Source organism: Streptomyces sp. MA5143a (assembly GCF_900290235.1).
GTDB lineage: Bacteria > Actinomycetota > Actinomycetes > Streptomycetales > Streptomycetaceae > Streptomyces.
On the sequence record NZ_OLMK01000050.1, the window covers coordinates 223,627 to 242,958 of the forward strand.

Consider the following 19,332-nt stretch of genomic DNA (forward strand, 5'->3'; position numbering starts at 1 on the left):
AAACACACTGGCCGTCGGCGGTACCGAGCCTTTCCCGGCCCGATTCCGCCTCGGTCCCGCATGGCGGGAAGTCGCTGGCGCCGTGGGCCAACAGGGGCAGAACGGGCGCTCCGGAACGAGGGGTTGAAAATGGCCACCAGTTGACCTGGCGAGCCGTCACGGGAAATAAGCGTTTACCGTGACACTGCGGTTGCGGAGCGTACAAGTATCAATTGATGCGATCGGACAAGCCTGCATAGAATCTGGCAGCTGTCGATCAGACCTGAAAGATCGTCGACGGGGGGCTGTGCGAAGATGGCACATCGTGCTGCAGAAATTCGGAGCCCGAGATTCCGAATCCTTGGCGTTCTCGAAGGCCGGCACGAGGATTCGCCGCTGAAACTGGGCGGGGCTCTGCGTTCACGCACATTGGTGATGCTGCTCCTGGAAGCCAACCGCGTCGTTCCCGTGCCGCGCCTGGTGGAGGCCGCCTGGGACGACAATCCGCCGATCAGCGCCTCGCACCAGATCCGCAAGGCCGTCGCCGAACTACGGCAGCGCATACCGGGCGGGGCCGAGATGATACTGACCGACGGCCCCGGCTACCGGGCGTCCGTGGGCGAGGACCAGCTGGACCTCAGCCAGTACCGCTCCCGGCTGCGCAGGGCGCGCCAGGCCGTGGAGGAAGGCCGCCGGGCCCTCGCCGCGGAGGAGCTCAGAGCGGCGATGGAGCTGTGGCGCGGCCCGGTCATGGCGGGCTTCGGCGGCTCGGTCATCGACGCGGCCTCGGCGGCGCTGGAGGAGCAGCATCTGGCGGCCGCCGAGCAGCTGTTCAGCCTCCAGCTGTCGGCCGGTGAGGCGTCGTCGGTCGTCGGCGAACTGCGGGTGCTGGTCAACCAGCACCCGCTGCGGGAGACCCTGCGCGGGCAGCTGATGCTGGCGCTGTACCGCACGGGACGGCAGGCCGAGGCCCTGGAGGAGTACGGGCGCGTCCGCCATCTGCTCGCCGAGGAACTGGGCATCGACCCCAGCGGGGCCCTGACGAAGCTCTACGAGGACATCCTGCGCCAGAGCCCCGAACTGGCCCTGCCCGAACCGGTGCGGGAGCCGGCCGCGCCCCCCGCCACCGCCCCCTCCCCACCGGCGGGCGAACCCGGCCCGGCCGCGCCGTCCGCCCTCCCGGCACCGTCCGCCGCGTCGACGCCCTCAGCCGTGCCCGCGCCGCCCCTGCCGGCCATGCCCTCGTCGCCGAGCACACTGCCGTACGCGCTGCGGGACTTCTCCGGCCGGGCCGCCGAGATGGACTGGATCCGTGAGACGGCCCTCGACAAGGACGGGGTCTGGGCACACATCGTCGCCATCGACGGCATGGGCGGAAGCGGCAAGACCGCGCTCGCCGTGCAGGCCGCCCACCAGCTCGCCCCGTACTGGCCGGACAGCCAGCTCTTCGTCGACATGCGCGGATTCACCCCCGGTCAGGAGCCGCTCAGCTCGGCCGCCGCGCTGGACGCGCTGCTGGCGTCGGCGGGGGTGCCCGGTGAGGAACTGCCCGACGACCCGGCGGCCCGTACCGCGCTGTGGCGTTCGATCACCGCGCAGCGCAGGCTGCTGATCGTCCTCGACAACGCCGCCACCGCCGACCAGGTCATGCCGCTGATCCCGGCCTCCCCCGACTGCCTCACCCTCGTCACCAGCCGCCCCCGCCTGGTGGACCTGGACGGCGCCCGCTGGCTCTCGCTGGACGTGCTGACCGACGACGACGCCACCGAACTGCTGGCCCGGACCCTCGGCCGCGAGTGGGTGGAGCGCGAACCGGAGGCGTGCGCCCAGCTGATCCGGCTCTGCGGCCGGCTGCCCCTCGCGATCCGGATCTCCGCCGCCCGCCTCAGGAACCGCTCCCACTGGACGATCCAGCGGCTCGTGGACCGGCTGTGCGACGAGACCCGCCGCCTGGACGAACTCAACTCCACCGGCCGCAGCGTCGCGGTCGTGCTGCGCATGTCGTACCAGGCGATGGACGAGGGCAAGCGCACCGCCTTCCGCCTGCTCGGCCTGCACCCGGGCCGGAACATCGACCCGGCGGACGCCGGGGCCCTCCTCGACTGCCACCCCCACGACGCCGAGGAGGTCCTGGAGCATCTGCTCGACGCCCACCTGCTGGAACAGCGCGAGCCCGGCTGGTACCGGATGCACGATCTCGTCAGGAGCTTCGCGCGCGGACTCCTCGGCACCGAGCAGGCCGGGGAGGAGGAGAACCAGGCGGTGGGAAGGCTCCTGGACCACTATGTGCTGACGGCGGAGAGCGCCTGCGACACCCTCTTCCCGAAGCGGCCCCGGTTCCCGGAGTTCCTGCCGCCCGGCCGCCCCCTCCACCCCGGCTTCGCCACGGCCGACGAGGCCCTCCAGTGGCTGGACCGGCAGCGGGACAGCCTGCTGTCCGCGGTGGACCTGGCCCTGGAGAACGGCCACCTCCTGCACGCCGCGTACCTGCCGCGCGCCCTCGGCTTCCACTCCCACATCAGGAACTACCCGCACGACCTCCAGGAGACCAACCGGGCCGCCGTCGCGGCCGCCCGCAGCCTCGGACAGCCGGTCCTGCTGCGCATCAGCCTGACCAACCTCGCGATGGGGCAGTGGCGGCTCGGCCTGTACGAGGAGGCCGCCGCACATCTGCGGGAGGCGCTGGACGTCGCCCGCGGCGGCGACCGGCTCGGCGAGGCCGTGTGCATGAGCAGACTGGGCCAGGTCTACAACAGCCTCGGCAAGTTCGCCGAGGCACTGGAACTGCTCACCGGCTCCGCGTGCCTGCAACAGGAGCTCGGCCAGGTACGGGAGGAGGCGGTGAGCCTCGGCCTGCTCAGCTCGGTCAACGCCCGCCTCGGCCGCTACCAGGAGTCGGCCGACGCGGCGGCCCGCTCGCTGGCGCTCTACCGGGAGATCGGGGAGATCAGCAACTCGATCGTCTCCCTGTCGACGCTGGCCCTGGCCCTGCTGGGACTACGAAGACCGCAGACCGCCCTGGAACGGCTCGACGAGGCGCTGCAACTCTGCGACCGGCTGAACAAGCCCGCCAACACGGCCCTCATCCTGTCCTACTGCGCCGACGCCTATGTGATGCTCGGCCGGCCCGAGCAGGCGCTGCCCTACATCGAGCGGGCCGCGGAACTGGCGGCCGCCGAGACCACCGCGCGCCGCGCCACCGTGGAGAACGCCGCCGGCCGGGTGCTGCGCGCGCTGGGGAAGTTCAGCGAGGCCCGCGACCGGCACCGCAACGCCCACGACCTGGCCTCCGGCATCGCCTTCCGCTACGAGACGGCGCAGGCGCTGCACGGCCTGGCGAGGGCCGGCGAGGAACTCGGGGACCACGCGGGCGCCCAGGAGCACCGGCGCCGGGCCGACGAGCTGTTCGCCGAGATGGGGGTACCGCGCGAGGCCCGCCGTCTCGCCTGACCAGGCCCCGCCGACACCGGACGACCGGTGCCGGAACAGACGTCGGGCCCCGGCCTCTTCCGAGGCCGGGGCCCGCAGCGGCTCCCGTCCGCCGCCGCCCGAACCCACCGTCAGGTGGAACGACGTACCGCGTGGTTCACGCGGCCTGGAGCACCGGCGACCGCCGTACGACCGACGGCCCGTGGTCGTCGTTCAGGGGGCCCGACGCGGACGCGACCGAGGGGCCGTGGTCGTCGTTCAGCGGGCCGGAGGCGGACGCCACCGAGGGGCCGTGGTCGTCGAGAGGCGCGACCGAGGGGCCGTGGTCGTCGGCCAGGATGACTCGCGCGGCGGCGCCGGAGGGGCCGTGGTCGTCCGCCAGAAGAGAGCCGACCGGACCTGTCACAGCAATCCCCCACATGCCAGCCGTAGCGATAACGCCGATCACGCCGGTCATCTTGCCGCGCATTCTGTGCCCCTTCGGTGGATGTCATCTCCTCTGACACCACCGACATTTCCAGTACCTCCTCCCGTGCCGTTCCTCTCTTCCGACCTGCGTCTTCCTCGCCTCTGAGCTGGGAAAACAGCACCGTTACCGCCTCATTCCCGCGCCTCTTCCCGCCTTTCCACCCGTCTTTCCGCCGACGGCTGTCCCGTTACCGTTTCCGGCTTCCCGACCGGTTCTGAAACCGGATCGTCGACCGGTTTCTCCTCCCGCACATCGGCGCGGAGAAGTTCCACCGCGCCACCACTGCGCCGAGCCGCCTCCTGTGCGGTCCCACCGGACACCACCACATATCCGTTGCCGATGCCGTCCGGAAAAGGAACGGAGTCCCCCGGGGAATAGGGGAAATTCACCGCCTGGGTATACGGCAGGGCGCAGATACTGTCGATTCCGGCGACCGTGCGGAGCCGCCCCGCGGGCAGGCGGAAGAAATCGATCGCGGCGAAACGGTCGGGCTCGGGCACCGGGCCCAGCTCCTTGCCGAGGAGGGCGGCGAATACCGCCGCCTCGAGATCGAGACCCTGGGCGATGTCCACGAGCAGCGGAATGCGGTCACCGCCGAGCCCTGCCCGCGCCGCCAGGAGACGGGGACCGTCCGGGGTGGCCGCGAACTCGAAGTGCGCCGGTCCGAAGCGGTGCCCCGACGCGTCCAGTGCCCGGGTGACCAGCCCGTCCACCACCGAGCGGTCCAGGGCCGCGGGCGGGGCGGGATGGAGGTGGCCCGTGCCGCGGCGGGCGGTCACCCCGATGACCTGATGTCGTCCCTCCGTGGAGAACGCCTGAACGCTGAATCCCGGCCACTGCGGCACGGGGCCGGAGGGACCGGGACGAGGAAGCGGATCGGGCGGGGCGGGGCGGACACGGCTCAGGGCACGGACGGCGGACGGGGGGTTGGGGGCCCGGCCGAGCCGCCAGCCCTCCTCCAGCGCCGGCAGCACGAGCTCCAGCGGGTCCTCGGCGGACAGATGCAGCACATGGCCGATGCCGTGCCGCCGCACGGTCCCGCGCACCAACGCACGCAGCCCCTGCTCGTCGGAGTGGTCCGTGAGCAGGAGCTCGTGCGAGGCGTCCTCGATCTGGCGCAGGCTCCGCGCGTCGGCGAGGCCGGGGTCCCACAGGGACCACACGTCGAATCCGGCGGCGACGGCCTTCCGGACGACCCGGTACCGGGGCAGCACCAGCAGCAGCCGCCGGTCGTCGATTCGACCCGCCATGGTCACGAGTCCGCCTCTCTCTTGTTGTGGAGGAACCGGAGCCGGAACCCGGTGGGTCAGGCCGCCGCTTCCTGGGGGGTGGCGGCGAGGTGGCCGGCGACCGCGTCGACCAGGCTGTCGAGGGCCTTGACCACGGCGGGCTCGGTGATGACGCCCTCGGGCGTGCGGAGCTCGATCGCGTTGCCGACCGCGACCTGCTCGCAGTCGATGAGCGCGGCACCGCAGTTGCCGAGGATCTGACGGACGTGCGGCTGTACGTTCTCCCCGCCGGCCGGGCCCGGGGAGGCGCTGACGACGACCGTGGGCAGGCCCTCCAGCGGCGCGCGGTCCGCGTCGCCCGGCCGGGACAGCCAGTCGAGGGCGTTCTTGAGGACACCCGACGGGTAACCGTTGTAGGCGGGGCTGCTGATGATCAGGACGTCGGCGGACGCGACCTGCGCCTTCGCGGCCAGCAGCTCGGGTGTGCCGCCGTCGCTCTCCAGGTCCTCGTCGAACAGCGGGAAGTGACGCAGCGACAGCTCCGTCACCTCGTAGCTCTCGTCCCGCTGCTCCAGCAGTCGCCGGACGGTGGCGATCACGGCGGCGTTCGCCGACTCCCGGCGGATGCTGCCGGAGGCGAGCACGATCTTGGGCATGGCTTGGGGTCCTCTCCGAGGTTCCTTCCGGGCGCGCGACCCGGCTCCGGTCGTTGAAGGGCGAGCATGCCGGGGCCCGTTCCCGTCCCGTTCCCGTCCCGTTCCCGCCCACGGCACCGCGCGGGGATCGGGGTGTCGGCCGGGGGAGATCCCGGGCCCCGCGCGGAGACGGACGGGGGGGAACCGTCTCGCGCGGGACCCGGAAGCGAGGGGTGGGGCCCTGTGGCCCGGGGAGTGCGGATGCGAAGGGCTGCCGATGTGGGGGGCGCGGGAGGGGCGGGGTGTGGGGGTGTGGGGCGTTGGGTCCGGCGGGCGGGAGCCCCGGCCGGCCGGGGGGCCAACCGGCCGGGGAGCCGGGGGAGGGGTGCCGGCTCAGCCGGCGATCGGCGCCACCCGGGGGCGGGCGAGCACCTTGTAGTCCTCGGTCCGGATCGCGACCGAGAGGTCGAGGCGGCCCGCGGTGAAGTAGATCTCCTCGTGCTCCAGCAGCTCCGGGGCGACGACCAGCTCCAGCTCGGGGCCGCAGGCGAAGGGGAGGACCGCGCCCCGCGGGGTCCCGCTGAGCCGCTCGGCCTCCTCCGGAGGGGTGAACGAGGCCGCCGTACCGCCGAACAGCCGGGCCACCGCGACCAGGTCGACCGTCCGGTCGCCCGGCACCACCGCGACGACGTCCCGGATGACACGGCGGCCGCGCCTGACCCGGACCATGAGGGAGCGGGCCGACTGCTCCAGAGGGCTGTCCCGGAGCCTGCTGGCCTCCTCGACACGGTCCTCCGGCGCGTGCGGGATGACCCGGTAGCGGGCACCCCGCAGATCGAACGTGGTCAGCAGGCGCGGCCAGTCACGGGAGTGCTCCGCGGCGGGAGCGGTGGCCTCCGGGGCGGGCGCGGCCGACGCCCCGGGCGTCTCACCGCGTGAGCGGTCGGTGTCGAGCAGGGTAGGCACCGGATCCCTCTCCTTAGGTTCCTTGGGTCGTCCCTCGGTTCGCCGCGTGCTTTCCGCCGGCACCCGAAAGGTCGCAGACCCGCCTCCCCTTTCCCTCCTGCCTCGTTCCCGCCCCGCCACCCGCCCGCCCGGAGGAGCGGTGGAGTCCGCCTCGACGCCCGCCCGCACCGCCCCGTTGATCTCCGAATGGTCGCGAGCCGGTAGCGGCTTGGTCAGGGGTTGGGGCGGTCGGAGCGGGGAATCAGGGGAACGCGTAGCGTGTTCGATGACACGGCAGGGGAAAGATCCTCCCTGAGCACTAGAGTCAATCCCTTTGCCTACCTATTACTCTTGAGCCAAGGCCACGCAGGGTGGCCATGGAGGAGTGAAATGAGGAGCAGCAACCCGGTCTTCTCGCGACGGGGGTTCAGCCGCGACAACGGCTACGCGGGCTTCAACACCGCGCCGCAGGCCGGGGGAGCAGCTGTCGGCACCCAGGGCAACCCCTACGCCCAGCAGGGCGCCAACCCCTACGCGACGAACCCGTACGCCCAGCAGGACGTGCAGCACGGCGCCCCGCCGCAGGCCCCGGTCACCACCGGCCGTATGACGATGGACGACGTCGTCATGCGCACGGGCCTGACCCTCGGCACCGTCATCGTCGGCGCCGTCCTCGCCTGGGCCCTCCTGCCGGTCTCGCCCACCAGCTACGGCCTGGCCGTCGGTGCCGCGCTGATCGCGTTCGTCCTGGCGATGGTGCAGTCCTTCAAGCGCAAGGCCTCGCCCGCGCTGATCCTCGCGTACGCCGCCTTCGAGGGCGTGTTCCTCGGCGTGATCAGCGAGATGTTCAACAGCCAGTGGGACGGCGCGCCCTTCCAGGCGGTGCTCGGCACCATGGCCGTCTCCGGCGCCACTCTGCTGGTCTACAAGGCCGGCTGGATCCGGGTCACCGCGCGGTACGCCCGTATCGGTCTGACCATCGCGATCGCGTTCATCCTGGTGATGGCGGTCAACCTGCTGCTGGTCGTCTTCGGGGTCGCCCCCGACGGCGGTCTGCGCAGCATGGGCCCGCTCGGCGCGATCGTCGGCATCTTCGCGATCCTGCTCGGCGCGTTCTTCCTGACCCTCGACTTCAAGCAGATCGAGGACGGCATCGCGTACGGCGCCCCGCGTGAGGAGTCCTGGCTGGCCGCGTTCGGCCTCACCATGACCCTCGTGTGGATCTACATCGAGATGCTCCGCCTGGTCGCCATCTTCAGCGGCGACGACTAGCAGGAGGCGGGCCCCGCGCCCGCTTCCCGCAGGGCGGGCCCCGCGCCCGCCCTCCCGCGGCAAGGCGAAGGGCCCCCGGACCTCACGGTCGGGGGGCCCTTCGTGGTGTCTCGGCGCCCTCAGCGGAGCTTCCTCGCGGCCCTCCTCAGGTCGTACTCATGAACGATCGCTTTGGCGTGGCCGTACGCGAGGTCGTACTCGTGCCGGAGCCAGCTGACCTTCTCCTCGAAGTTGAAGAGAGCGGGGCCTTCATCGACTTTGCGCAGCCAGTCGGAGACTTCACGACCGGTGCAATGGGGGATGCGGGCGAGCAGATTGCGATGGGTCTCCTCGGAGAAGACTTGGGACATCGGCGCCTCCGGACGAAAGGAAATGTAAGCCGGTCCTTCAGGTCACGTTGCCTGAGTGGCGGCGTGTTGGCAACAGTCCGGTTCCTGCGCGTACGCTCGCGGCGTGCTTGATACGACGCCGTTGACCCGTGCCGTGGACCATTTCGCCGACCGGTTGCGGGCCGCGCCGCAGAGCCGGCTGCAAAGGGGCGCCGCGGCGGAGGCACTGGGGCTGGCCAGGGAATTGGCACTGCGTGCCCAGCGGCTGGAGGCGCCCGATCAGGCGCCCCGGGAGATGCCGGACGCGGGAATGTTCGCCGCGGCGGACCAGGTGATGGTCGCCGGGAACGATCTCGCGCTCGTGCTGCCCGACGAGGCCGGGCTGGCGGAGGCGGTGGCGCTGGTGGAGGAGGCCCAGAAGAGGGCGGGTGTGTGATCCCGCCGGGCGCCGCCGGCGGGTCGCCTACAGGGAGGCGATGACCCGGTCCGCCAGGATGTAGACCATGTCGTCCCCGCACTCGAACGTGAGGGTGTACGCGCCCGAGACGCCCGAGCCGCCCAGGAGGACCGGGGTGTCACCGCCCTGGAGGGCCCTGGCGAGACGCTCGGCGGTCTCCCGGTGACCGGGGGTCATGCACAGGGTGGTGCCGTCGGCGAAGACATACACGTCGAGGGTGCCGAGGGGGCCCGGACGGACGTCGGCCAGCTCGGTGCGGGAGGCGGCCAGGTCCTCCAGACAGGCGACGGTGCGCTCGTGGTCGTTGCTGACCGGGGACTGCACCGGCACGAAGTCGGGGTGCGAGGGGTGGCGGCGGCGGGCCGCGGCCAGCTCCGCCGACTCCCCGGCGAACTCGTCGCCCTCGAGGCTCGGCTCGGTCACCGGCTCCAGATGCTCCAGGCCCGCGAAATCGGACTGCCGGGGCAGGAACAGCTCACTGTCGGGCAGGCCCAGCAGGGAGGGCGCGTCGGAGCCGTCACGGGCCTCCTGGGCGGCCCAGAACGCCCGCGCCTCGGCCAGCTCACGCTCCCGCTCCTCGGCGAGCGCCTCGGCCACGGCGGCGCGTATCTCCTCGGTGTCCGCGGCCGGACGGGCGGCGGGCACGACGGCCCGCGCACCGGCGGGACGGCTCTCGGCCAGTTCCTCCCGCAGAGCGGCGACCTGACGGCGCAGCCCGGCGAGGCTGCGCAGGACGGCGACGCCCACGGCGGCGGTGGCGGCCGTGGTGAGCAGCAAGGCGATCGGCATGGCGCTCACTGACGTACTCCCAGGTTCAAAGTCGACCCCCGACTTCCTACATCAGCTTGAAGGGCGGACTAACCAGCTGTCAGTGCGTAACGTCACGAAAGGGACAGGACTTTGCCCGGGTGTTTCGTGGTGAAACGGCTCTGACCTGCGTAAATCGCTCTCCGGGGGGAGATAGGTCACATCCTGGGGGAGATTGGATCACAAAACGGCCCGGAGTCCCGGGGATTCCGGGACTCCGGGCCACAGCGTCACGGTCGGTTCCCGTGCGGCTACGGCAGAGGGGTCAGCTGAGGCGCTCGATGACCATCGCCATGCCCTGGCCGCCGCCGACGCACATCGTCTCCAGGCCGAACTGCTTGTCGTGGAACTGGAGGGAGTTGATCAGCGTGCCGGTGATGCGGGCGCCGGTCATGCCGAAGGGGTGGCCGACGGCGATGGCGCCGCCGTTCACGTTCAGCTTCTCCAGTGGGATGTCCAGGTCGCGGTACGAGGGGATCACCTGGGCGGCGAACGCCTCGTTGATCTCGACGAGGTCGATGTCGCCGATGGTCAGGCCGGCACGGGAGAGGGCCTGCCTGGACGCCTCCACCGGGCCGTAGCCCATGATCTCGGGGGACAGGCCGGAGACACCGGTCGAGACGATCCGGGCGAGCGGGGTCAGGCCCAGCTCGCGGGCCTTCGTGTCGGACATGATCACGAGGGCGGCGGCGCCGTCGTTGAGCGGGCAGCAGTTGCCGGCGGTGACCAGGCCGTCCTCGCGGAAGACGGGCTTCAGACCCTGCACGGCCTCCAGGGTGACGCCGGCGCGGGGGCCGTCGTCCTTGCTGACCACGGTGCCGTCGGGCAGCGTCACCGGGGTGATCTCGCGCTCCCAGAAGCCCTTCTTGATGGCTTCCTCGGCGAGGTTCTGCGAACGGACACCGAACTCGTCCATGTCCTCGCGGGTCACACCCCAGGAGCGGGCCAGGTTCTCGGCGGTCTGGCCCATCGAGATGTACGCGTCGGGGAGCAGGCCGTCCTCGCGCGGGTCGTGCCAGGTGGCGCCGACCGACTTCGACACGGCCTCCGTGCGGGCCTCGGCCTCGGCGAAGACCGGGTTGTGGGTGTCGGGCATGCCGTCGCTGGTGCCCTTCACGCTGCGGGACACCATCTCGACGCCGGCCGAGATGAAGACGTCGCCCTCGCCGGCCTTGATGGCGTGCAGGGCCATGCGGGAGGTCTGCAGCGAGGAGGAACAGTAACGGGTGACCGTGCAGCCCGGCAGGTGGTCCATGCCCATCTGTACGGCGACGATCCGGCCGAGGTTGTGGCCCTGCTCACCGCCGGGGAGACCACAGCCGAGCATCAGGTCGTCGATGTCCCTGGGGTCCAGCGCCGGGATCTTGTCCAGGGCCGCCTGGATGATGGTGGCGGTCAGGTCGTCGGGGCGCAGGTCCTTGAGCGAGCCCTTGAAGGCGCGGCCGATGGGGGAGCGGGCGGCTGAGACGATCACGGCTTCGGGCATCACGGCTCCATAATCAAGAAGGTGTGGCGCGTAGCGCCCCGTTGAGGGGCGGTGGTCGGGCGACGGGCGGGCGTATGGTGCCCCCGGTCGTGAGGGGCAGGGCTGTGGGGGAAGTTACCCGTACGTATGGTCGAGGTCACGGGCATCGAGGTGTGACTCCGACCGCACTTTTCTAAGCGCTTGCTTTTTGGCCGGGGGGTGCCTAGTGGCTCGGGGGTGCGCGGTTCGTCGGCGGGTGCGGGTGCGTGGTGCTTTCTCGCGCAGTTCCCCGCGCCCCTGGAGGGACGGGCCTGCGGCCCGCCCTCCCCCATGAAAAGCACGGGGCGCAGCCCCGGTCGCTTTTCAGGGGAGCGGGGCGGTGACACATGCGGCTCCGCCGCGTGGGCGCGAACGGCCCCCACCCACCCGCACCCGCCGACGAACCGCGCACCCCCGAGCTATGAGGCGCCCGGCGCTACGCAGACGGCTCGGTCGCCGTCGTGGGGGCCGGGTCCGTCGCCGGCACCCGGCGGCGCCGGCGTCGCTTCAGCAGGGCCCACGGCCCCCGCGGCCCCGTCGGCATCGCCGCCGTCACCTCCGTGCCGGCCTCGGACGCCGCCTCGGCGGCCGCACGGGCGACCGGCAGGAAGCCCTCGCGGCGGGAGACGTCGGGGCGCTCCTCCTCCGCGGGCCACAGGTTGAGCGCCGCGCACATGGTGGGCAGGACGGCCATCGCCGCCGTCGCGTACCCCTCCGCGGAGGGGTGGTAGTTGTCGGGGCCGAACAGCTCCCGCGGGTTCGCCTCGAACTCGGGGCCCAGCAGGTCGCCCAGCGACACCGTACGGCCGCCCTGTTCGACGACACCGATCGTCTGGGCGGCCGCCAGCTGCCGGGACGCCCGTCGGGCGAGCCAGCGCAGGGGCTGCTGCACGGGCTCGATCGTGCCGAGGTCGGGGCACGTGCCGACGACGACCTCCGCGCCGGCCGTGCGCAGCCGGCGCACCGCCGCCGACAGGTGCCGCACCGAGCGGGTCGGCGGCATGCGATGGGTCACGTCGTTCGCGCCGATCATGATCACACAGACGTCGGGGACCCGGGCCGGGTCCTCCAGCACCAGCGCGACCTGGCGGTCCAGGTCGTCGGACTGGGCGCCCGGCAGCGCGACGTTCCGCAGCTCCACGGGGTGCTCCGCCACCGCCGCGAGCCCCGAGGCGAGGAGCGCGCCCGGTGTCTGCCGGGCCCGGTGGACGCCCTGGCCCGCGGCGGTGGAGTCACCCAGCATGACCAGACGGATCGGCGGATCCTCGGAGGGGTCGTAGGTGCCGTCGTACGGGGCGAACGGGCCGGACCGGCGGCCGTACCGACTGCCGTAGGAACGGCCGTAGAGGCCCTCCGCGCTCGGTGGATGCGGACTGTTGCCGTTGCCGACGGCCCGCTTGGCCATCCGCACCTCGGCCAGCAGCACGCCGACGGCCGCCGCACCGACCAGTCCGATGCCGCCGCCGCCGTACGCCGCGCCCGCCGCGATGCGCCGGGCCACCCTCGCTCTGGACATGCTCGACATGCGTCGCCGCCACCTCCTCGTAGCCGTACAACCACTCATTGCCCCGAAGCGGCCCTCGGCCAATCCCTGGGCGAAGTGAACAGGGAGGAGATCAAGAGGGGCGGGGCTTAGGCTGGCGTGACATCAAGACCATCACTTTTGCGGCTCCGGAGACAACGGTGCAATTCCACGACTCGATGATCAGCCTCGTCGGCAACACCCCGCTCGTGAGGCTCAACAGCGTGACCGAGGGCATCCAGGCGACCGTCCTGGCCAAGGTTGAGTACTTCAATCCCGGCGGGTCCGTGAAGGACCGCATCGCCCTGCGCATGATCGAGGCGGCGGAGAAGAGCGGAGAGCTGCGGCCCGGCGGCACGATCGTCGAGCCCACCAGCGGCAACACGGGCGTCGGGCTCGCGATCGTCGCGCAGCAGAAGGGGTACAAGTGCATCTTCGTGTGCCCCGACAAGGTGAGCACCGACAAGATCAACGTGCTGCGCGCGTACGGCGCCGAGGTCGTGGTGTGCCCCACGGCCGTCGACCCCGAGCACCCCGACTCGTACTACAACGTCTCCGACCGGCTGGTGCGCGAGACGCCCGGCGCCTGGAAGCCGGACCAGTACTCCAACCCCAACAATCCCGAGTCCCACTACCACTCGACCGGCCCTGAGCTGTGGGAGCAGACGGAGGGGCGCATCACCCACTTCGTGGCCGGGGTCGGCACCGGCGGGACGATCTCCGGCACCGGGCGCTACCTCAAGGAGGCGAGCGACGGCCGCGTCCAGGTCGTCGGCGCCGACCCCGAGGGCTCCGTGTACTCCGGCGGGTCCGGGCGGCCGTACCTGGTCGAGGGCGTGGGCGAGGACTTCTGGCCGACGGCGTACGACCGGACCGTCGCCGACGAGATCGTGGCCGTGTCCGACAAGGACTCGTTCCAGATGACCCGGCGGCTGGCCAAGGAGGAGGGGCTCCTGGTGGGCGGCTCCTGCGGTATGGCGGTCGTCGCCGCGCTGCGCGTCGCCGAGCGCCTCGGCCCGGACGACGTCGTCGTCGTGCTGCTCCCGGACAGCGGGCGCGGCTACCTCAGCAAGATCTTCAACGACGAGTGGATGGCCGACTACGGCTTCCTGGAGGACGAGGGGCCGAGCGCCCGCGTCGCCGACGTCCTCACCGACAAGGAGGGCGGCCACATCCCCTCCCTCGTCCACATGCACCCGGACGAGACGGTCGGTCAGGCGATCGAGGTGCTGCGCGAGTACGGCGTCTCCCAGATGCCGATCGTGAAGCCGGGCGCCGGGCACCCGGACGTCATGGCCGCCGAGGTCGTGGGGTCCGTCGTCGAACGCGAGCTGCTCGACGCGCTGTTCACCCAGCGGGCCTCGCTCGACGACCCGCTGGAGAAGCACATGTCGGCGCCGCTGCCGCAGGTCGGTTCCGGTGAGCCGGTCGGCGACCTGATGTCCGTGCTCGGCCGGGCCGACGCGGCGATCGTGCTGGTCGAGGGCAAGCCGACCGGGGTCGTCAGCCGGCAGGACCTGCTGTCGTTCCTCGCCAAGGACGGTCTCAAGCAGTAGGCCGACCTGGAGGAATCGCTCCAAGAGGGCCGCAAGGGTGAAGATTTGCCCGGGTATCGCGTGCGACTTCGCAGAAGTGGTACGAGCGCGTCACGTCCGCGCAGCACCCGCTTAACACGGGTCCGGCACATTAGTGGGTGTCGGCAGGGCGGGAGCGGCTCCTCGCCCCGGCCGGCACCCGAAACGGCGTCAAGGACCTCCGGAGCGGCTCCCGGACCTCCATGGACGCCATGGACGCGAAGCCCGGCCTGACCCGGCCCGCGTCCCCGCGGGGACCGCCGTCGTCCCGCCCCCCGTCGCACGGGGGTGCGGCGGTCCCCGCGCATATCCCTCGTGCTGCGTACCTCCGGGTTCGCGCCCGGCGCACTCCTACTCCTGCCAGTCCGGGTCACCGGACGTGTCGCCCTTCCGGCTGCCCAGGCGCGGGGACGTGCGCAGCGCCCAAGCCACGTTCACGCCCACGATGCCCGCCCAGGTGACGAAGAGGCCGGGGAGTTCGGCCACACCGCCGCCGATGCCGGAGAGCGGGATGGCGACGACGAGGGAGACGACGCCGAAGCCGTAGCGCTCGCCCCAGGAATCGGTGGACCTGGGCGAGTGGGAGCCACGGGCCACCACCATCTGCTGCTCCGCGACCTGGCGCCGGACCCGGCGGTCGACCGCGCCGTCGATGCGCTGGTCCACCTTCTCCAGGAACGACTCCACCAGGGCGGACTCGTAGTCCTCGCCCAACTCCCTGCGCGCGTGCAGGGTCGCGGCGAGTTCCTTCTTCAGCTCGGTGTCCCCGAGCCGTGTGTCACGGGCATCCATTCCGGTCATGCCCCTCACGGTAGGCAGCCGCGCCCCGCCCGGCACTGGGGACAGCCCCCCTCTTTCACCCCGGACGGCAAAGAGCCGGTCGAGGTTGTCCGACTCCAGCACTATCGGCCCCAACTCCCCCTCCCCCCAGGGTGGGAGAAGGTCTGCCCCGTGGAGGGATCACGCCGCGCGCGGTGATCGACAGGATGAGTGCGTCCCGTACCCATCGACCCGAGGACCTCATGCGCGCGCGCAACAGTCGAACAGCCCTTCTCGTGGCGGTCAGCGCCGTCACCACACTGGTTCCCGTGCTGACCCCCACCGCGGCGTCCGCCGCGAACGACCCCCTGCGCCCCTACCTCACGCAGAAACCTTCCTGGCACCGCTGCGACAAGTCGCTGCCCGCCTCCCTCCAGTGCGCCACGATCAAGGTGCCGCTCGACTACCGCAGACCGGGCGGCAAGAAGCTCGACCTCGAGATATCCCGGATGAGGACGAGCACCAAGAAGGAACGGCGCGGTGTGCTCCTGCTCAACCCGGGCGGTCCGGGCGGCACGGGCGTCGACATGCCGTACTACATTGGCCGCGAGCTGCCCAAGTCGGTGAAGAACACGTACGACCTCGTCGGCTTCGACCCGCGGGGCGTCGGTCTGAGTTCCCCCGTCGGCTGCGGTCTGACGTCCGGTGAGCGGAACTGGGAACGGCCCTACAAGGCCGCCACGTTCACCAAGGACGTGAAGTGGGCCCGGACCGTCGCGGAGAAGTGCGACAAGAAGCAGGGCGACAAGCTGGCCCACCTCACCACGCGCAACACCGCCCGGGACATGGACGTCATCCGCGCGGTGCTCGGTGAGAAGAAGATCTCCTACCTCGGATACTCCTACGGCACCTATCTCGGCGCCGTCTACACGCAGCTGTTCCCCAAGCGCTCCGACCGCATGGTGCTGGACAGCGCCGTCGACCCGGCCCGGATCTGGCGCGGGATGATCCAGGTCTGGGCGGAGGGCGCCGAGCCCGCCTTCACCCGGTGGACCGAGTGGACCGCCGAGCGGGACGCCAAGTACAAGCTGGGCGCCACGCCCGAGGCGGTCCGCACGACGTTCTACGACCTGGTCGCCCGGGCCGACCGCAAGCCGATCGACCTCGACGGCACGCTGCTGACCGGGGACGACATCCGCTCCGGCCTGCGGGCCCTGTTCTTCGGCGGCACAGGCGACGTCGCCGAAGCGGTCGTCGAACTGAAGAAGGCCGCGGACAAGGCCCCGACGTCCAGCACCAGCAAGCCCCGCACGCCGGAGCCCGTTCCGCCGTCCTTCGGCCGCGCCGTGCCCAAGGACAACAACGACGCCGCCTTCTGGGCCGTCGTCTGCGCCGACACCCGCAACTGGCCGCGCGACCCCGAGCAGTACCGCCAGGACGCGATCAAGGACAAGGCCACGTACCCGCTGTACGGCGACTTCGCCTCCTCGATCAAGCCGTGCGCCTTCTGGAAGAAGCAGGGCAGCGAGCCCGCCACCAAGGTCGACAACAAGGTCGGCGCGCTGATCCTCCAGAACGAGTGGGACTCCCAGACGCCGCTGGTCAGCGGCCAGGGCCTGCACCGCGTCATGAAGGGCTCGAAGATGGTCACGGTCGCCGGAGGGGTCGGGCACGGCATCTACGGCAACAAGTCGTGCGCCGACAAGACGGCCACCGCCTACCTGACCACCGGGAAGCTCCCCGCGAAGGACGTCACCTGCAAGGCACGTCCGGGCGCGGAGGAGGACGCCACCCGCAACCGGCTGCCGCTCCCCACGCCCCCGGGCATCCCGGGGATGGCCGGCCGCTTCTGACCGTTTGAGCCCCCGGGACGCCGACCGCTCGCGGAGGCGTCCCGGGGGCCCGGAGCGAGCCCCGCACGAGCCGAACCCCGACGGCCGGAAGGACGCGTCACGCACGGCCCCGGAGGAAAAGGTGTGCATAGGACCATGCAGACTTCTCGGTGACTGAATAGGCTGGGTGCCGCACTGCGCTGATCGCGGGACGGCGACGCGTCTCCCGTTCCGGCGCGGGCGGGACGTGGAAGGGGAGCGCGCCATGAGCGCCGAGCGGAACACCGGCGGCACGGGGGCGGCGGGCGGTGCGGACAGCCCCGCCGCGCGCCTCCAGACCCTGTTCGAGGGACACCGGCTGACGCCCACTCAGCGGCGGATCGCGCACAGCATGGTGCGGCGCGCCGCGGACGTGCCGTTCCTGTCGAGCGTGGAACTGGCGGAACTCGCCGGGGTGAGCCAGCCGTCCGTGACCCGGTTCGCGGTGGCGCTCGGCTTCGACGGGTACCCGGCGCTGCGCCGGCACCTGCGCGAGGTCGCGCCCGCCGAACCGGCCTCGGCCGCCGCCGCCCTCAACGAGTACCAGCAGGCCGTCGAGGCCGAGATCGAGAACCTGCGCCATCTGGCCGAGGTCCTCGCCGACCCCGCCCCGGTGGCACGGGCCGGGCGGCTGCTCGCCGCGTCCAGGCCGCTGCCGGTCCTCGGTCTGCGGGCCGCCGCCGCCCAGGCGTACGGCTTCGCGTACTTCGCCGGGAAGGTCCACCCCGACGTACGGCTGCTGCACGAGGGCGGCAGCATGCTCCACGACCGGATCGACGCGGCGGTACGCGCCGGGGCCACCGCGCTGCTCTGCTTCGCGCTGCCCCGGCACCCGCGCGAGGTCGTCGACAGCCTCGCGTACGCCAAGGAGGCCGGGCTGACGGTCGTCACCGTCGCCGACTCCGCGTTCGCGCCCGTCGCCAAGGTCTCCGACCTGCTGCTCCCCGCCGCCGTCGGGACCGGCCTGGCCTTCGACACCGCCTGCGCGCCGATGCTGCTCGGACGGGTGCTGCTGGAGGCCATGTGCGACGACCTGCCCGAGGCACAGGCGCGCCTGGAGGAGTTCGACGCGAAGGCCGCCGCCAGGGGACTGTTCGTGGAGTAGGACCTCTTGGGTTCCGGCCCTGTCGGTGGTATCCGCTTTCTCAGGCGCGTTTCACCTTCGCTGGTTACCGTGCCTGACGACCGACGTACGACAGGGAAACCGAACCTGGGACACGGGAGGCGGGAGAGTGGCGCGCGGAGGACAGGGACTGGCCCGTGTGGCCGTCGTGGTGCGGGCCGGGGCGGCACCCATGGGGTGGCTCGGAGTGATCGCGGCGGGCGCCGGCCTGGTGCCGTCGGGGATGACCGGACGGCGCGTCGGGGTGCTCGGCGGGGCGGCGTTGTTCATCGTGGCGGCCGTCGTCGTCGCGGCGTCGCGACGGGGACGGTACGCGGAACTGGCGCGCGGGGCCGCGCGGGCGGGCAAGCACGATGTGCTCCAGGACCGTGCGGTGACCCTGCGGAACTGGCGGCGCGGACACCGCTGGTGGCTGCTGCTCGCGTTCGCCGCGGCGCTCGCCTCGTCCTTCGCCGTCCCGGCGGCGGGCGGGATGCTGCTGGCGGGCGCCGGCGCCGGCCTGTGGCTCAAGTCGGGCCGGCTCGGCCGCCGCGAACACGCCGGCGGACACCTGCTGTGGGTTCGCGTCGACTGGCTCTCGTCCCGCGGCGGCGCCCCGGCCGGCAAGCGCGTCACCGCCTACCGGTCGACGGGCGCCGGCGCGGGCGACGCGGGCCCCGGGGGCGGCAGGCGGCCCACGAGGGCGACGGCGGCCGGGCGGGCGTAGGAGGCCGGGCGGGCGTAGGAGGCCCCCACCGGCACGTGGTCCCGGCCCCCGGCGCGGGTCACGCCTCGCCGCGCACCCGGAGGACCAGCTTGTTCACCGCCGACAGGGCGATACCGATGGCCAGCAGGACGCCCGCGCGGATGTAGACCTCCGCGGGGCGGTCGGCCAGCGGACTGGCGAGGACCAGGGAGGTGAGGGCGCCGAGGACCGGGAGGACGACGAAGGCGATGGCGATCAGCGTGGGCGGCAGCGCGTCGTTCGTCAGCTCGCCCAGGTAGTCGCCGCTGAACGCGCGGGCGGCGGCACTCGCCGACGACAGGCCCGAACACATCACCATGAACGCGACGATGAACGTCAGGAAGGGCAGCTTGAACGCCTTCTGGGTGTAGAGGGCCGCCCCGGCCGCCTTCGGGTACTTGCCGACCAGCTCGACGTACGAGGCCGCCGTCAGGATCGCCACCACGAACCCGATGACGAAGGGCAGCCAGAGGGCCCCGCCGACCTTCCCCGCGACCTTGCCCGTCGTCGCGTAGATACCGGTGCCGAGGATGTCGCCGATCACGAAGAGGATCAGCAGCTTCGGACCGAGTACGCGTTTGAGGCCGGGCTCCTCGGCGGGCGCGGGAGCCCCGGCGGTCGTTCCTGTGGTGGACAAGAGAACCTCCCCCGATCGGTGTCCGTCCGGGGGCTTCTGCCCGGTGCCGCGCCGGAAAAGCCCGCGG

General features: G+C 71.9%; 16 protein-coding genes and 1 pseudogene. 7 read left to right on the forward strand and 10 right to left on the reverse strand.

The annotated features are described in order from the left end of the window. The first annotated feature begins 414 nt into the window (after positions 1-414). Positions 415-3,429 carry an AfsR/SARP family transcriptional regulator gene (locus tag SMA5143A_RS23620; protein WP_258193688.1) on the forward strand — a complete coding sequence of 1,005 codons (3,015 nt, stop codon included), beginning with the start codon at positions 415-417 and terminating at the stop codon, positions 3,427-3,429. Positions 3,430-3,565: 136 nt separating this feature from the next. Here SMA5143A_RS23620 and SMA5143A_RS23625 read toward each other — a convergent pair whose 3' ends face one another. From SMA5143A_RS23625 to SMA5143A_RS23640, 4 genes are all read right to left on the reverse strand, one after another. Further along, the gene (locus tag SMA5143A_RS23625; RefSeq protein ID WP_055717617.1) at positions 3,566-3,814 is read right to left on the reverse strand and encodes a hypothetical protein; all 249 of its coding nucleotides are present in this window, start codon (positions 3,812-3,814) and stop codon (positions 3,566-3,568) included. A 194-nt stretch (positions 3,815-4,008) separates the two neighbouring features. Further along, positions 4,009-5,127 carry a phosphoribosylglycinamide synthetase gene (locus SMA5143A_RS23630; RefSeq protein WP_107464846.1) on the reverse strand — a complete coding sequence of 373 codons (1,119 nt, stop codon included), beginning with the start codon at positions 5,125-5,127 and terminating at the stop codon, positions 4,009-4,011. Between the two features lie 56 nt (positions 5,128-5,183). Further along, on the reverse strand, positions 5,184-5,762 hold the full coding sequence (locus tag SMA5143A_RS23635; protein ID WP_107464847.1) for an NADPH-dependent FMN reductase: 579 nt from the start codon (positions 5,760-5,762) through the stop codon (positions 5,184-5,186). A 372-nt stretch (positions 5,763-6,134) separates the two neighbouring features. After that, positions 6,135-6,707, reverse strand: coding sequence for a YbaK/EbsC family protein (locus tag SMA5143A_RS23640; protein WP_258193689.1), 573 nt, complete (start codon positions 6,705-6,707; stop codon positions 6,135-6,137). A 369-nt stretch (positions 6,708-7,076) separates the two neighbouring features. On the opposite strand from SMA5143A_RS23640, the gene SMA5143A_RS23645 reads away from it, so the two are divergent. Beyond that, complete coding sequence (locus tag SMA5143A_RS23645) at positions 7,077-7,958, forward strand: Bax inhibitor-1/YccA family protein (RefSeq protein ID WP_107464848.1); 882 nt, start codon at positions 7,077-7,079, stop codon at positions 7,956-7,958. Between the two features lie 119 nt (positions 7,959-8,077). Here SMA5143A_RS23645 and SMA5143A_RS23650 read toward each other — a convergent pair whose 3' ends face one another. Further along, positions 8,078-8,308, reverse strand: coding sequence for a DUF4287 domain-containing protein (locus SMA5143A_RS23650; protein WP_009338122.1), 231 nt, complete (start codon positions 8,306-8,308; stop codon positions 8,078-8,080). A gap of 103 nt (positions 8,309-8,411) precedes the next feature. Between SMA5143A_RS23650 and SMA5143A_RS23655 the strand changes: the two genes are divergently transcribed. Next, on the forward strand, positions 8,412-8,723 hold the full coding sequence (locus SMA5143A_RS23655) for a hypothetical protein (RefSeq protein ID WP_181361981.1): 312 nt from the start codon (positions 8,412-8,414) through the stop codon (positions 8,721-8,723). A 27-nt stretch (positions 8,724-8,750) separates the two neighbouring features. Here the strand turns inward: SMA5143A_RS23655 and SMA5143A_RS23660 are convergent, their stop codons facing one another. From SMA5143A_RS23660 to SMA5143A_RS23670, 3 genes are all read right to left on the reverse strand, one after another. Continuing rightward, positions 8,751-9,533: a hypothetical protein gene (locus SMA5143A_RS23660; RefSeq protein WP_107464849.1), complete on the reverse strand. Its 783-nt coding sequence runs from the start codon at positions 9,531-9,533 to the stop codon at positions 8,751-8,753. Between the two features lie 283 nt (positions 9,534-9,816). Further along, positions 9,817-11,037, reverse strand: a complete 1,221-nt coding sequence (locus SMA5143A_RS23665) for an acetyl-CoA C-acetyltransferase (RefSeq protein WP_107464850.1) — start codon at positions 11,035-11,037, stop codon at positions 9,817-9,819. Positions 11,038-11,491: 454 nt separating this feature from the next. Then, positions 11,492-12,580 (reverse strand): SGNH/GDSL hydrolase family protein, encoded by a 1,089-nt coding sequence (locus tag SMA5143A_RS23670; RefSeq protein ID WP_181361982.1) that lies wholly within the window; start codon positions 12,578-12,580, stop codon positions 11,492-11,494. 158 nt (positions 12,581-12,738) lie between these two features. Between SMA5143A_RS23670 and SMA5143A_RS23675 the strand changes: the two genes are divergently transcribed. Continuing rightward, the gene (locus SMA5143A_RS23675; RefSeq protein WP_107464851.1) at positions 12,739-14,133 is read left to right on the forward strand and encodes a cystathionine beta-synthase; all 1,395 of its coding nucleotides are present in this window, start codon (positions 12,739-12,741) and stop codon (positions 14,131-14,133) included. A gap of 369 nt (positions 14,134-14,502) precedes the next feature. Here the strand turns inward: SMA5143A_RS23675 and SMA5143A_RS23680 are convergent, their stop codons facing one another. Next, entirely contained in the window at positions 14,503-14,952 is a 450-nt protein-coding gene (locus SMA5143A_RS23680; protein ID WP_107464852.1) for a hypothetical protein, read from the reverse strand. Between the two features lie 221 nt (positions 14,953-15,173). On the opposite strand from SMA5143A_RS23680, the gene SMA5143A_RS23685 reads away from it, so the two are divergent. The 3 genes from SMA5143A_RS23685 to SMA5143A_RS23695 all read left to right on the forward strand — a co-directional run bounded on the left by SMA5143A_RS23685 (position 15,174) and on the right by SMA5143A_RS23695 (position 18,610). Beyond that, the gene (locus tag SMA5143A_RS23685) at positions 15,174-16,763 is read left to right on the forward strand and encodes an alpha/beta hydrolase (RefSeq protein WP_107464853.1); all 1,590 of its coding nucleotides are present in this window, start codon (positions 15,174-15,176) and stop codon (positions 16,761-16,763) included. Positions 16,764-17,007: 244 nt separating this feature from the next. Further along, positions 17,008-17,886 carry a MurR/RpiR family transcriptional regulator gene (locus tag SMA5143A_RS23690; protein ID WP_107464854.1) on the forward strand — a complete coding sequence of 293 codons (879 nt, stop codon included), beginning with the start codon at positions 17,008-17,010 and terminating at the stop codon, positions 17,884-17,886. A 127-nt stretch (positions 17,887-18,013) separates the two neighbouring features. After that, the gene (locus SMA5143A_RS23695; RefSeq protein ID WP_107464855.1) at positions 18,014-18,610 is read left to right on the forward strand and encodes a hypothetical protein; all 597 of its coding nucleotides are present in this window, start codon (positions 18,014-18,016) and stop codon (positions 18,608-18,610) included. Positions 18,611-18,824: 214 nt separating this feature from the next. Here SMA5143A_RS23695 and SMA5143A_RS23700 read toward each other — a convergent pair. Next, a pseudogene (locus tag SMA5143A_RS23700) lies at positions 18,825-19,265 on the reverse strand (amino acid permease); the annotation flags it as partial. Positions 19,266-19,332 lie beyond the last annotated feature (67 nt).